11 protein-coding genes are annotated in these 13,524 nt (G+C 74.6%); 4 read left to right on the forward strand and 7 right to left on the reverse strand.

Annotated features, from left to right (window positions below; all coding sequences use genetic code 11):
• Positions 1-215: 215 nt before the first annotated feature.
• From ctaD to ACI79E_RS18155, 4 genes are all read right to left on the reverse strand, one after another.
• Entirely contained in the window at positions 216-1,973 is a 1,758-nt protein-coding gene (gene ctaD / locus ACI79E_RS18140; protein ID WP_456933959.1) for an aa3-type cytochrome oxidase subunit I, read from the reverse strand.
• A gap of 125 nt (positions 1,974-2,098) precedes the next feature.
• The gene (locus ACI79E_RS18145) at positions 2,099-2,965 is read right to left on the reverse strand and encodes a putative RNA methyltransferase (RefSeq protein ID WP_456933960.1); all 867 of its coding nucleotides are present in this window, start codon (positions 2,963-2,965) and stop codon (positions 2,099-2,101) included.
• Complete coding sequence (locus ACI79E_RS18150; RefSeq protein ID WP_456933961.1) at positions 2,962-4,191, reverse strand: MFS transporter; 1,230 nt, start codon at positions 4,189-4,191, stop codon at positions 2,962-2,964. Before ACI79E_RS18150 ends, ACI79E_RS18145 begins: the two co-directional genes overlap by 4 nt.
• Positions 4,188-4,691 (reverse strand): metallophosphoesterase family protein, encoded by a 504-nt coding sequence (locus tag ACI79E_RS18155; protein WP_456933962.1) that lies wholly within the window; start codon positions 4,689-4,691, stop codon positions 4,188-4,190. The genes ACI79E_RS18150 and ACI79E_RS18155 overlap by 4 nt, the downstream gene beginning before the upstream one ends.
• A gap of 78 nt (positions 4,692-4,769) precedes the next feature.
• Here ACI79E_RS18155 and ACI79E_RS18160 point away from each other — a divergent pair, with 78 nt between their 5' ends.
• Positions 4,770-6,317 carry an MFS transporter gene (locus tag ACI79E_RS18160; protein WP_456933963.1) on the forward strand — a complete coding sequence of 516 codons (1,548 nt, stop codon included), beginning with the start codon at positions 4,770-4,772 and terminating at the stop codon, positions 6,315-6,317.
• 132 nt (positions 6,318-6,449) lie between these two features.
• On the opposite strand, the gene ACI79E_RS18165 is transcribed toward ACI79E_RS18160, so the two are convergent.
• The 3 genes from ACI79E_RS18165 to ACI79E_RS18175 form a co-directional block, all read right to left on the reverse strand.
• Positions 6,450-7,430, reverse strand: a complete 981-nt coding sequence (locus ACI79E_RS18165) for a cytochrome c oxidase assembly protein (RefSeq protein ID WP_456933964.1) — start codon at positions 7,428-7,430, stop codon at positions 6,450-6,452.
• A 250-nt stretch (positions 7,431-7,680) separates the two neighbouring features.
• Positions 7,681-8,604, reverse strand: a complete 924-nt coding sequence (locus ACI79E_RS18170; protein WP_456933965.1) for a cation diffusion facilitator family transporter — start codon at positions 8,602-8,604, stop codon at positions 7,681-7,683.
• Between the two features lie 106 nt (positions 8,605-8,710).
• A complete protein-coding gene (locus tag ACI79E_RS18175) occupies positions 8,711-9,766 on the reverse strand; it encodes a peptidoglycan DD-metalloendopeptidase family protein (protein ID WP_456933966.1) in 1,056 nt (351 codons plus the stop codon).
• Positions 9,767-10,057: 291 nt separating this feature from the next.
• Here ACI79E_RS18175 and ACI79E_RS18180 point away from each other — a divergent pair, with 291 nt between their 5' ends.
• The 3 genes from ACI79E_RS18180 to ACI79E_RS18190 all read left to right on the forward strand — a co-directional run bounded on the left by ACI79E_RS18180 (position 10,058) and on the right by ACI79E_RS18190 (position 13,521).
• Entirely contained in the window at positions 10,058-11,239 is a 1,182-nt protein-coding gene (locus tag ACI79E_RS18180; protein WP_456933967.1) for an alcohol dehydrogenase catalytic domain-containing protein, read from the forward strand.
• Positions 11,240-11,407: 168 nt separating this feature from the next.
• Positions 11,408-12,610: an MFS transporter gene (locus ACI79E_RS18185; protein WP_456933968.1), complete on the forward strand. Its 1,203-nt coding sequence runs from the start codon at positions 11,408-11,410 to the stop codon at positions 12,608-12,610.
• Between the two features lie 29 nt (positions 12,611-12,639).
• Positions 12,640-13,521, forward strand: coding sequence for an aldo/keto reductase family oxidoreductase (locus ACI79E_RS18190; protein WP_456933969.1), 882 nt, complete (start codon positions 12,640-12,642; stop codon positions 13,519-13,521).
• Positions 13,522-13,524: the final 3 nt, after the last annotated feature.

The following is a 13,524-nucleotide window of genomic DNA, read 5'->3' on the forward strand; positions in this document are numbered from 1 at the left end:
CCCCCCCCCCCCCCCCCCCCCCCCCCCCCCCCCCCCCCCCCCCCCCCCCCCCCCCCCCCCCCCCCCCCCCCCCCCCCCCCCCCCCCCCCCCCCCCCCCCCCCCCCCCCCCCCCCGCCCGCCCGCCCCCCCCCCCCCCCCCCCCCCCCCCCCCCCCCCCCCCCCCCCCGGCCGGTGGCCGACGGGGCGTCGCGGGCGCTCCCTGCGGGAGCCTGGTTCAGCTGGGGTCGGGGTCGTTCGGCCCCTGCCGCCGGCCCTCGGTGAGGCCGATGTTGCTGACCCCTCCGTAGGGCTCGTGCCGCTTGCCGGCGTGCGCCTCGCGCTGCAGGCGGTCGAGCAGGTGCGGGTAGTGCGCCTCGAACGCCGGCCGCTCGGAGCGGATCTTCGGGATCTCGACGAAGTTGTGCCGAGGCGGCGGGGACGACGTCGCCCACTCCAGCGAGTTGCCGTGGCCCCAGGGGTCGTCGCGGACGGCGAGCCGCCCGTACTTCCAGGACTTGTAGACGTTGAACAGGAACGGGATCGTCGAGGCGCCGAGCACGAACGAGAAGATCGTCGAGATCGTGTTCAGCGTGGTGAACCCGTCGGTGGGCAGGTAGTTGACGTACCGGCGCGGCATGCCCTCGTTGCCCAGCCAGTGCTGGACGAGGAAGGTGCCGTGGAAGCCGATGAAGGTCAGCCAGAAGTGCAGCTTCCCGAGGCGCTCGTCCATCATCCGGCCGCACATCTTCGGGAACCAGAAGTAGATGCCGGCGTAGGCGGCGAACACGACGGTCCCGAAGACCACGTAGTGGAAGTGGGCGACGACGAAGTACGAGTCGGAGACGTGCCAGTCCAGGGGCGGGCTGGCCAGCAGCACGCCGGTGAGACCGCCGAGGAGGAAGGTCACCATGAAGCCGACGGAGAACAGCATCGGCGTCTCGAAGGTCAGCTGACCCCGCCACATGGTGCCGATCCAGTTGAAGAACTTGATGCCGGTCGGCACGGCGATCAGGTAGGTCAGGAAGGCGAAGAAGGGCAGCAGCACCGCGCCGGTGGCGTACATGTGGTGCGCCCACACCGTCAGCGACAGACCACCGATGGCCAGGGTGGCGAAGACCATGCCCTTGTAGCCGAACAGCGGCTTGCGGCTGAACACCGGGATGATCTCGGTGATGATGCCGAAGAACGGCAGCGCGATGATGTAGACCTCGGGGTGCCCGAAGAACCAGAACAGGTGCTGCCACAGCAGCGCCCCGCCGTTCTCCTCCGAGTAGACCAGCGCACCGAGGTTCCGGTCGGCCAGCAGGGCCAGCAGCGCGGCGGTGAGGATCGGGAAGGCCAGCAGGATCAGCACGCTGGTGACGAGCGCGTTCCAGGTGAAGATCGGCATCCGGAACAGCGTCATGCCCGGCGCGCGCAGGCAGACGATCGTGGCGATGAAGTTGACGCCACCGAGGATGGTGCCCAGACCGCTGACCGCGAGGCCGGTGATCCAGAGGTTGCCGCCGGCGCCGGGGCTGTTCGTGACGTCGGACAGCGGGGTGTAGGCGGTCCAGCCGAAGTCGGCCGCACCACCCGGGGTCAGGAAGCCCGACAGCGCGACCAGCGACCCGAGCAGGAACAGCCAGTACGAGAAGGCGTTCAGCCGCGGGAAGGCGACGTCGGGAGCACCGATCTGCAGCGGCATGATCAGGTTGCCGAACGCGAAGAACAGCGGCGTCGCGAACATCAGCAGCATCACCGTGCCGTGCATGGTGAACAGCTGGTTGTACTGCTCCGGGGAGAGGAACTGCAGGCCCGGCTGGGCCAGCTCCCCACGGATGAGCATGGCCATCAGCCCGCCCAGCAGGAACCATGCGAACGAGGTGGCCAGGTACATGAGGCCGATGGTCTTGTGGTCGGTGGTCCGCAGCAGATTCGAGAGCCGCGAACCCTTCTCGACCTCGTGAGCCGGGCTCGGCCGGCTCACGATCGGCGCCGGTGCGATCGTCACGGCCGCGAGCTTAGACGGTGACTCCGTGGCGTCTCCTCCCGACGGTGGAGGCGCGCCGCACACCGCCGGTGGGTCCGCTGTGGCGCAGCGCACAGCCGTCGTCGGGCAGGGCCCCGGCGGGGCCGTCAGCCGGCCGGCACCCAGCTGGTCACGTCGACCGACACCGTCACCGACGACCGTTCCGGGAGCCCGGCGACCGCGGCGGCCAGCGCGTCCGGCGGGAGGTGGCGGGCGTGCGGGCCCATGCCGACGAGCGTGGTGACCGCGGCCCGGTCCAGCTCGAGCCGCTCCCGGTGACCGGCGTCGGCGACCGGCCGCAGGTGCGGCTCCAGGGTGGCGGCCAGCCGGCGCGCCTTCTCCGGGTCGACCCGCAGCAGCCCCAGCGGCTCCACCAGCTCGGTCAGGTGGTCGGCGGCGGGGGTGACGACCACCAGCCGGCCCGCGGGCCGCAGCACCCGCGCGATCTCGGGCCCGTTGCGGGGGGCGAAGACGACGAGCACGCGGTCGACGGCGGCGTCCCGGACCGGGAGCCGCGCCCAGGCGTCGGCGACGACGGCCACCGCCCGCGGGGAGACGGCGGCCGCCCGCCGCGCCGCGTACCGGGAGGAGTCGAGGACGACGCCGACCGCGTCGGGCAGGCGGTCGAGGACCCCGGCCAGGTGCTGCCCCGTCCCGCCGCCGAGGTCCAGCAGGGTCGCGGGCGGGCCGTCGTCCCCGGCCGCGACGGCGTCGGCCAGGGCGCCGGTGATGCCGGCGTAGTGCCCGGCGGCGAGGAACGCGACCCGGTCGGCGACCATCGCCGCGGAGTCCCCGGACGGCGGCACGTGCCCCGGGGGCAGCAGCGTGACGTGGCCCTGCCGGGCGCGGTCGAAGGCGTGCCCCGCGGGGCAGCGCAGCCCGGCGTCGTCGGGCAGGGCCGCCAGGGGTCCGCCGCAGACCGGGCAGGCCAGCAGGTCCACCGCGCGCGACGGCCAGGGGCGGCGGGGGCTCACCGGGCCCGCACCGCCGCACCGGGTCGCGCCGCCGCCGGCGGCTCCTCGGCCGTCCGGCCCGGCACGACGCCGACCGCCAGGGCGGCGGCGACGGCGCCGGCGGCGAACGCCGCCGGGTACCCCGCGCCGCTCTCGACGAGCAGGGCGGCCAGCGGCACGGTCGCCGCCGCGGACAGGTTCTGGGCGGTGTTGTGCGCCCCCAGCGCGCGACCGGCCCAGGCCGCCCCGGCGTGCTCGGCCACCGAGGTGAAGGCCACCCCGTTGGGGCTCACGGTGACCACCGCGGCGAGGACGACGGCACCCGCCGCCGCGACCGGGCCCACCGACGAGGGGGTCAGCGTCGCGACGACGGCCACCCCGGCGACGACGACGGCGACCGCCGCCGCGATCAGCCGCAGGGGCGCCAGCCGGCTGCCCGCCCGGTCCGACCAGACGCCGGCACCCAGCCGGGCGGCCGCACCGCCGGCCTGGGTGACCGCGAGCAGCGTGCCGGCGGCGGCCGCGGTCCACCCGGCGTCGCGGACCAGGAAGTCGAAGGCGAACGCGCCCACCACGAACTGCGGGACCACCAGCAGCGTGCTGGCCGCGTGCACCCGCCACAGCACCGGGGACCGGTAGGGCGAGGCCGCCCGCGGCGTCCCGGCGGGGGGCGCCGGCCGCGCCGGGTCCCGCACGAGGACCCCGATGAGGACGGCGGTGACCGCGCACCCGGCGGCGAGGGCGGCGAACGCCCGGCCGGTGCCGTCCTCGGCCAGGCGCGGCAGGACCAGCGCCGCCAGGCCCACCCCGATCGGCTGCCCCGCCTGCCGGATGCCCATGGCCAGCCCCCGCTGCCGCGCGGGGAACCACCCGAGCACCAGCCGCCCGCTGGCCGCGTGCACCGAGGCGCTGCCGGCGCCGGCGAGCAGCAGCCACAGGCCCACCGCGACCGGCGTCGCGGCCAGCGCCGCCCCGGTGAGGGCGATCGCGGCGACCGCCAGGCCCGCGGTCAGCACCACCCGCTCGCCGTACCGGTCGGCCGCCGCACCCCAGGCGAGGAGGCTGAGGACCAGGCCCGCCGCGGGCGCGCTCACCAGCAGTCCGATCGCGGCCAGGCCCAGGCCCTCGGCCCGCAGGGCGACGGTGAGGAACGGCAGCCCGTTCTGGGCGGCGCAGGCGGCGACCAGTCCGGCGAGGCCGACCCCGAGGTGGCGCCAGCGGGCTCTGGGGGCGTCGTCCTCCGTCACCTCGGGACCGGGTGGAACGTCACGTCGTGCAGCGCGCCGTCGGCGGCCACCGCGGTGACGAAGGTGCCGTGCGGCTGCCGGCGGCGGTCGGTCGGCGAGCCGGGGTTGAGCAGCCGCAGGCCGGTGTCGGCCGTGGTGTCCCAGGGGATGTGGCTGTGCCCGAAGACGAGCAGGTCGGTGTCGGGGAAGCGGGCGGCGCACCGGGCCTCGCGGCCCTTCCGGTCGCCGGTCTCGTGGACGACGGCCAGCCGGATCCCCTCGATCTCGGCGCGGGCCACCTCCGGCAGCCGCTCGCGCAGGGCGCCGTGGTCGTTGTTGCCGTACACCGCGACGAGCCGCCGCGACCGCTCCTCCAGCCGGTCGAGCAGCGCGACGTCCACCCAGTCCCCCGCGTGGACGACGACGTCGGCGTCGTCGATCGCGGCCCACAGGGGATGAGGTAGGTCACGCGCACGCTTGGGGACGTGCGTGTCCGAGGTGAACACCAGGGAAAACGGCACGTGGACATGGTCGCAGGCGGCTACCTTGCGGAGCGCCCGATGACCGGGTTCTCCCGCACGACCTCCTGAGGACCATCCATGACTGACCCCACGTCCACCCGCGCCCCCGGCGCCGGCCACACCGGCGAGGAGCCGTACCCGAGGCGGTGGCTGGCCCTGGGCGTCATCGCGCTGACCGTCCTGCTGGTCATCCTCGACGCCACCATCGTCAACATCGCCCTGCCGGCCGTCTCGGCCGACCTGCAGATCAGCGCGGCCAGCCAGCAGTGGATCGTCACCGCGTACACGCTGACCTTCGGTGGCTTCCTGCTGCTCGGCGGCCGGATCGCCGACTTCTGGGGCCGCAAGCGCACCTACCTCGTCGGCGCGGCCGGCTTCGCCGTCGCCTCCGCGCTCGGCGGGATCGCGCAGGACGAGACGATGCTCTTCGCCGCCCGGGCGCTGCAGGGCGCCTTCGGTGCGCTGCTCGCCCCCGCGTCGCTGGCCCTGCTCACCGTGCTGTTCACCGACGCCAGGGAGCGGGCGAAGGCCTTCGCCGTCTACGGCGCGATCGCCGGCGGCGGCTCGGCCGTGGGCCTGCTGCTCGGCGGCGTGCTCACCGAGTACGCCGACTGGCGGTGGTGCTTCTGGGTGAACCTGCCCGTCGCCGTCATCGCGATCCTCGCCGCCATCCCGATCGTGCCGGAGAGCCGGGCGCCGGGTGACACCAGCTACGACATCCCCGGCGCCGTCCTGGTCACCGCCGGCATCGCGTCGTTCGTCTACGGCTTCACCCAGGTCGCCGAGAAGTCGCAGGAGAACGCGGCTGCCGGCAGAACCGACAGCGGCTGGACCGACCCGGCGGCGCTGACGTTCATCGTCGTCGGCGTGGTGCTGGTCGCGGCGTTCGTCGTCCTGGAGCTGCGGATCCGCAACCCGCTGCTGCCGATGCGGATCGTCCTCGACCGCAACCGGGGCGGGGCCTACCTGACCTCGACGCTGGTCGGCGCCGGGCTGATCGGCGCCTTCTTCTTCCTGAGCCTGTACTTCCAGCAGGTGCTGCAGTACAAGCCGGTGCACGCGGGCATCGCCTCGCTGCCGGTGACCCTGGGCGTGCTGCTCTCCGCCGGCGCGGCCAGCGCGCTGGTGGTCAAGGTCGGCCCGAAGCCGCTGATGGTGCTCGGCGGGCTGCTGGCGGCCTCCGGCCTGTTCGTCCTGTCGTTCCTGGACGTCGACAGCGGCTTCTGGTCGCTGGCCTTCCCCGGGCAGCTGCTGCTCGGCCTGGGTCTCGGGTTCACCTTCGTGCCGCTGTCCAACCTGGCCCTGGTCGGGGCCGGCGCGCACGACGCCGGCGCGGCCAGCGCGGTGCTGAACGCCACCCAGCAGGTAGGCGCCTCGATCGGCACCGCGCTGCTCGCGACGCTGTCGGTCGGCGCGATCACCGACCACGTGACCGGCGTCGCGGCCTCCGGCGGCGACCCGCAGGACCCGGCCGTGGCGCTGCAGGCGCAGGTGGAGGGCTACACGACCGCCTTCACCTGGGCGGCGGCGCTGCTCGTCCTCGGCGCGCTGGTCTCCGCGGTGCTCATCAAGGCCACCAAGGAGGACCTGCCCACCGACAGCGACGCCGTCGTCCACGTCGGCTGACGCGCACCGCTCCTGCGGCCCCTCCCCGGATCCGTCCCGGGAGGGGCCGCAGTGCCGTCCGGCGCGACCCCGGGGCAGGTGTGCCGGTCGGGCGGCCCCGGGCGGCACCTCCCCGGGAGTTGCGTCAGGGAGTCACCGCGTCGTCCGGGAGGACGACGGTGTGGCCGCCGCCATCGCACGGAGGCGGGCGTTGTACGCCTCCAGCTCGGCGTCCTCGGTGCGGACGGCGGCCCGGTCGAGGCGCTTGGCGCGGCGTTCCTCCGAGCCCATCCACGAGAACAGCACGATCGCCATGACGAAGACGGTGGGGAGCTCGCCGAAGGACCACGCGATGCTGCCGGCGGCCTTCTGGTCGGCCAGCGTGTCGACGCCCCAGCCCGCCGGCGGGTCCGCGAAGGTGGTGACGACCAGCGCGCTGGACATCATCACCGCGACGCCGAAGAAGGCGTGCAGCGGCATGGGGATGAGCAGCTCGAGCATGCGCCCACCGTGCCCGGCGGTCCGTGGCCACGGGTCCTGGGCGAGGATCGGACCGAAGAACAGCAGCCCGGTCACGGTGAAGTGGGCGAGCATGAACTGGTGGCCGAACGGGTCGGCCATCAGCGCGTCGAAGACGGGCGTGAAGTAGACGCCGTAGAGGCTGGCCAGGAACAGCGGCAGCGTGAACGCCGGGTGCGACAGGAAGCGGGCCACGCGGCTGTGCAGGGCGTCGAGCAGCAGCGCCCTCGGGACGCCGGCCACCCCCTTGCCGCGGGGCAGGGTGCGCAGCGCGAGGGTGACCGGGGCGCCGAGCAGCAGAAGCAGCGGCGCCACCATCGACAGCACCATGTGCTGGGCCATGTGGATGCTGAACAGCACCATGCTGTAGCCGTTGAGCCAGGTGCCGGTCACCGCGAACAGCGACAGGCAGCCGGCGAGCCAGGCCGCCGTCCGCCACCACGGCCAGGCCACCCCGGAGCGCCGCAGGACGACCAGGGCGCCCAGGTAGCCGACGATCCCGAGCAGGCTGAGCACCGCCAGCACCGACCAGCCGTCCAGGTGCGGCAGGAACATCCGCCCCCAGGTGGGTGGCTCGCTGGGCACCCACATGCCCGAGTGCTGACCGTGCTCCACCGCTGCGCCTCCCGTGTCCCGACTGCTCCCCCACTGTCCCACTGCGGCACCCGACCAGGTGGCCCCCTGCAGGGGCCCGCCGCGAGCTCGCGAGTGGCGGGGGGCAGGGGTCCCACCTCGGCTCCTGGCCCCCTGCAGGGGCCCGCCGCGAGCTCGCGAGCGGCGGGGGCAGGGGGTCACACCTCGGCTCCTGGCCCCCTGCAGGGGCCCGCCGCGAGCTCGCGAGTGGCGGGGGGCAGGGGGTCCTTCCTCAGTCGTGGACGGGCGCCTCGTGGCCGGCGTGGGCGGCGGCCTCCAGCTGGAAGGTGCAGTGCTCGACGTCGAAGTGGTCGCCCAGGCAGACGCAGAGGGCGTCGAGCACCCGTCCCCCGTGCCCGGCCTCGAGGGCCTCGTCGGTGACCACGACGTGGGCGGAGAGCACCGGCAGGCCGGAGGTGATCGTCCAGGCGTGCAGGTCGTGGACGCCGAGCACGCCGTCCACCGCGAGGATGTGCGCCCGCACCGCCGCCATGTCGACCCCCCGGGGAGCGGCCTCCAGCAGGACGTCGCCGGCCTCGCGCAGCAGGGACCAGGCCCGGGGCAGGACGAGGAGGCCGATCGCGATCGAGGCGACGGTGTCGGCCGGCGTCCAGCCGGTGGTGGCGACGAGGACGGCGGCGACGATGACCGCCACCGAGCCCAGCGCGTCGGCGAGGACCTCGAGGTGGGCACCCCGGACGTTCAGCGAGTCGCCGCGCCCGCGGTGCAGCAGCGCCAGCCCGCCCAGGTTGACCGCCAGGCCCACGGCGGCGACGGCGAGCATCACGCCGGAGCCGATGTCCGGTGGGTCCCCGATCCGGCGGACCGCCTCGACGAGGACGTAGACGGCGACGCCGGCCAGCAGCAGCCCGTTGGCGACCGCGGCGAGGATCTCCACGCGCTGCCAGCCGAAGGTCCGGCGTCCGCGCGGTGGGCGCTGGGCCAGGGTGACCGCGCCCAGCGCGAGGCCGATGCCGAGGGCGTCGGTGGCCATGTGCCCGGCGTCGGCCAGCAGGGCCAGCGACCCCGAGACCACCGCGCCGACGACCTCGGCGGCCATGACGGCGACGGTGAGGACGAGGACGACGGCCAGCCGGCGCCGGTGCGCCGCCGAGGCGGTGGCCGGGCCGTGCGCGTGGCCGTGGTCGTGCCCCATCAGCTGCCCACCTCCGCCCCGCGCCGCACACCGCGAGTGTGCCGCAACGCACGACGTCCTCCGCCCGGACCGGCCGGGGGAGGACGTCGGACGGCGGGGTCCTCGCCTAGATCTGGACGCCGCGCTCGCGCAGCCACGGGAGCGGGTCGGTCTTCGGGCCGTCGGGGCCGCCGAGGCGGACCTCGAAGTGCAGGTGCGGACCGGTGGACTGGCCGCGGTTGCCGAGCAGCGCGATCGTGTCGCCGGCGCGGACCAGCTGGCCGGGCGACACGAGGATCTCCTCCATGTGCCCGTAGACGGTGACGTCGCCGTTGTCGTGCTGGATGTAGACGGCGTTGCCGTAGCCGCTGGCGGGGCCGGCCTCCAGGACGATCCCGTCCATGGCCGCGTACTCGGGGGTGCGCATGGGGGCGGCGAGGTCGATGCCGGCGTGCAGGGTGCCCCAGCGGGCGCCGAAGGTGCTGCTCAGCCGGGCGCCGGTCACGGGCAGCACGGCCTTGGGGCGGGCGGCCTCCGCCGCGGCCTCGGCGGCCAGGCGGTCGGCCTCGGCCTGCACCTGCGCCGCGGCGGCCTGCTCCGCCTCCCGGGCGGTGCGGCTGGCGGCCATCTCCTCCAGCCGCGCGGCGGCGTCCTCGGGCATGACGGCGGTGTCGGACTGCCCGGTCAGCCCGAGCTCCTCGGCGACGCTGACCGAGGCGCTCACCGGCTCGGCCTGCGCCACCGGGTCACCGGCGGAGAACAGGCCCAGGCCCGCGGCGCCGACGAGCGCGGCGGCCAGGTACAGCGCCGGCCGGCGGGGCGGCGTCGGGAGGCCCGACCGGCGGGGCCTGCTGCCGGCCGGCGGGACGGCGGGGGCGTGCGCCGGGGCGGGGTCCCGCGTCTCCCGGAGTGCGTCGATCCCGGCGCGGGCCGTGGCCTCGGCCAGCCCGCTGAGGCCGGCGAGGTCGGTGACCTCGGCGAGCCCGGGCCGGGTCGCGTGACCGGTCCCCGACTGCGGCGCGTCCCCCACGCGCGGCGTCGGGATGGTCGTCGCCTCCGGCTCCCCCGGCGTTCCCTGCAGCCGTCGCGAGGACGGGACCGCGGCCGGGTCGAGGGGGATCCGCTCACCCGGGACGGGTGTCGGGCCCTCGGCGAGGAGGCGGTCGTCGTGGAGCTGAGTCATGCACCTGGCTTCCGTGGGGGACAGGACGTCGTGCGGTGGTCCGGGGGAGCGGACGTGGTCCATGTAAACATGCCGTTATCAGTTCGTGATCGGAGAACACCCTCTCTGACCTGGGCGTTTGTGATCCGGAACACAGAAGTGCACCAGTGCCATTCAGCTGCGCGTACTACACCCACTCCGCACGGTGAGCGGCGCGCCGACGGCGCGGCCGAGGACGAGCGATCCAGCTCACGGGAGGGCAGGAGGGCTCCGTCGGAGCCCTCCGACGCGGATCCCGAGGAGCACAACGACATGCGCGCAGTGACCTGGCACGGCCGGGCGGACGTCCGGGTGGACACCGTCCCCGACCCCACGATCCAGGAGCCGACCGACGTCGTCATCGAGGTGACCTCGAGCGGCATCTGCGGCTCCGACCTGCACCTCATCGAGGTGATGGCGCCCTTCATGTCGGTGGGCGACGTGATGGGCCACGAGCCGATGGGCATCGTCCGCGAGGTCGGCTCGGAGGTGACCGCCGTCAAGCCCGGTGACCGGGTCGTCGTCCCCTTCAACATCTCCTGCGGCACCTGCTGGATGTGCTCGCAGGGCCTGCAGTCCCAGTGCGAGACGACGCAGAACCGCGACCAGGGCTTCGGCGCCTCGCTGTTCGGCTACACGAAGCTCTACGGGCAGGTCCCTGGCGGCCAGGCGGAGTACCTGCGGGTGCCCTTCGGCAACACGCTGCCGATCAAGGTGCCGACGGGGCTCCCCGACGACCGGTTCGTCTACCTCTCCGACGTGCTGCCCACCGCCTGGCAGGCGGTCCAGTACGCCGCGGTCCCGCCGGGCGGCACCCTCCTGGTCCTGGGGCTGGGCCCGATCGGTGACATGTGCACCCGCATCGCCCACCACCTGGGCATCGAGAAGGTGTACGCCTCCGACGTCGTCCCCGAGCGGATCCAGCGCGCCAGCGCCCGCGGCACGAACGTCATCCGGTCGACGCGAAAGGACGACGTCGTCCAGGCCATCCAGGACGCGACCGACGGCCGCGGCGCCGACGCGGTCATCGACGCCGTCGGCATGGAGGCGCACGGCTCGCCGCTGGCCTCGTTCGCCCAGAAGGCGACCGCGGTCGTCCCCGACGCGATCATGGAGCGGGTCATGCAGGTGGCCGGCGTCGACCGGCTCGCCGCCCTCAACACCGCCATCGACGCCGTCCGGCGGGGCGGCACGATCTCGCTGTCCGGCGTGTACGGCGGCGCGACCGACCCGCTGCCCCTGATGCGGATGTTCGACAAGCAGATCCAGCTGCGCATGGGCCAGGCCAACGTGTGGCGCTGGGTGCCCGACATCCTGCCGATCCTCACCGAGGGCGACCCGCTGGGTGTCGACGACTTCGCCACCCACCACGTGCCGCTGGAGCAGGCGCCGGAGGCCTACGCCAACTTCCGGGAGAAGAAGGACGGCGCGGTCAAGGTGCTCCTGCAGCCCTGACCCGGGCGCGCCCTGGACGTCGGGTGTGAGGAGACCCACCCGACGTTCGGGGCATGCCGGTGCAGGGAACCGCCTTGGCCTGGGAGAGGGTCGGAGACCCGACCCCCGGCAGGACGACGCAGTCCGAGCCACACCCGTACTCGCCGTCGTCCTCCTGGAGTCCCCCTCGTGCCCCGCGGTCTGCTCGCCCTCGCCATCGGCGCCTTCGGCATCGGCACCACCGAGTTCGTCGTCATGGGGATGCTGCCCCAGATCGCCGGCGGGCTCGGGGTGTCGGTGTCCGCGGTCGGGATGCTCATCTCGGCCTACGCGATCGGCGTGGTGGTCGGCGCGCCCACGCTGACCGCGCTGGGGGTGCGCTTCTCGCCCCGCCAGACCCTCGTCGGCCTCATGGTCGTGTTCGTCGTCGGCAACGCGCTGTCGGCGTTCGCCCCGACCTACGAGACGCTGGCCGCGGCCCGGGTGCTCACCGCGCTCTCGCACGGCGCCTTCTTCGGCGTCGGCGCGGTCGCCGCCCGCCGGCTGGTCTCCCCCGACCGCGCCACCCAGGCGATCTCGCTGATGATCACCGGGCTGACCCTGGCCAACGTGGTCGGCGTCCCCCTCGGCACCTTCGTGGCCCAGCAGACCAGCTGGCGGCTGGTCCTGGGCGCGATCGCGCTCATCGGCCTGGTCACCATCGGCTGCCTGCTGGCGTGGATGCCCGCGGACGTCGGCGAGCCCAGCGACCTCCGCTCGGAGCTGCGCGCCTTCCGCCGCGGGCAGGTCTGGCTGGTGCTGGGCCTGACCATGGTCGGGTTCGCCGCCCTGTTCGCCGTCTACAGCTACGTCAGCCCGATCCTCACCGAGCTCGGCGGCATCCCGGAGGCGTGGGTGACCCCCGTGCTCGCGCTGTTCGGCATCGGCACGACCGTGGGCACCCTGCTCGGCGGGCGCTTCGGTGACCGGTACGGCTTCTCCTTCGTCGCCGTCGGGCTGCTGGCCACCACCGTCGTCCTGGCCGCCTTCGCCTTCCTCGCCCGTACCCCGGTGGCCGCGGTGGTGCTGCTGGTCCTGTTCGGGACGGTCTCCTTCGCCCTCGGCCCGGTCGTGCAGAACGGCGTCATCGAGGCTGCCCGGGTGCGCGGGGGCAGCCTGGTCTCGGCGGCCAACCAGGGCGCGTTCAACGTGGCCAACGCGGTCGGCGCCGCCCTCGGCGCGCTCGTGCTCTCGGCGGGCTTCGGCTACACCGCGCCGATCTGGGTGGGGGCCGTCCTCGCCCTGGTCGGCGCCGGCATCGCCGTCGTCACCCAGGTGGTCACCCGACGCGCCGCCACCCCGGCTGCCGCGCCGGTGCGGCCGGCCCCCGAGGTGGTCGGCAGCACCGCCTGACCGGCGCCCCGGCGGGGTAGGGGCCGGGGATGACGACCTCCACCGCAGAGCGGTCCGGGCAGTACACCCTCGGCGACCGGTCGGTGCACCGCATCGGCTACGGCGCCATGCAGCTCGCCGGCCCGCACGTGATGGGCCCGCCGGTCGACCGGGACGCCGCGGTCGCCGTCCTGCGCCGCGCGGTGGAGCTCGGCGTGGACCACGTCGACACCAGCGACTACTACGGGCCGCACGTCACCAACGAGATCATCCGCGAGGCGCTGCACCCCTACCCCGAGGACCTGGTCATCGTGACCAAGGTCGGCGCCCGCCGGACCCCGGACGGCGGGTGGCCGCCGGCCCTCTCCCCCGCGGAGCTCCGCTCGGCGGTCGAGGACAACTGCCGCAACCTCGGCGTCGAGGCCCTCGACGTGGTGAACCTGCGGATGCCCGGTGTGCACGGGCCGGTCGAGCAGTCCCTGGCCGAGCCGTTCGAGGCACTCGCCGCGCTGCAGCAGGAGGGGCTGGTCCGCCACCTCGGCATCAGCCACGTGACGACGCAGCAGCTGGCCGAGGCGCAGGCGATCGCGCCGGTGGTCTGCGTGCAGAACCACTACAACCTGGTGCACCGGCAGGACGACGCGATGGTCGACGCCCTCGCCCGCGAGGGGATCCCCTACGTCCCCTACTTCCCGCTCGGCGGGTTCACCCCGCTGCAGTCGGCCGCCCTGGAGACGGTGGCCCGCCGGCTGGAGGCCACCCCGATGCAGGTCGCGCTCGCGTGGCTGCTGGCCCGCAGCCCCAACGTGCTGCTGATCCCCGGCACCTCGTCGATCGCGCACCTGGAGGAGAACCTCGCCGCGGCGGCCCTGGTGCTGGGGCCGCGGGAGCTGGAGGAGCTGGACGCGATCGGCGGCACCCCGACGGCCTGAGCG

The sequence above is a fragment of the Geodermatophilus sp. SYSU D00079 genome (assembly GCF_054050635.1).

Bases quoted from the DNA above. Each gene is read 5' to 3' on its own strand.
- ACI79E_RS18170 (WP_456933965.1), bottom strand. From the start codon at position 8,604: ATGGGGCACGACCACGGCCACGCGCACGGCCCGGCCACCGCCTCGGCG.
- ACI79E_RS18180 (WP_456933967.1), top strand. From the start codon at position 10,058: ATGCGCGCAGTGACCTGGCACGGCCGGGCGGACGTCCGGGTGGACACC.
- ACI79E_RS18190 (WP_456933969.1), top strand. From the start codon at position 12,640: ATGACGACCTCCACCGCAGAGCGGTCCGGGCAGTACACCCTCGGCGAC.
- ACI79E_RS18160 (WP_456933963.1), top strand. From the start codon at position 4,770: ATGACTGACCCCACGTCCACCCGCGCCCCCGGCGCCGGCCACACCGGC.
- ACI79E_RS18175 (WP_456933966.1), bottom strand. From the start codon at position 9,766: ATGACTCAGCTCCACGACGACCGCCTCCTCGCCGAGGGCCCGACACCC.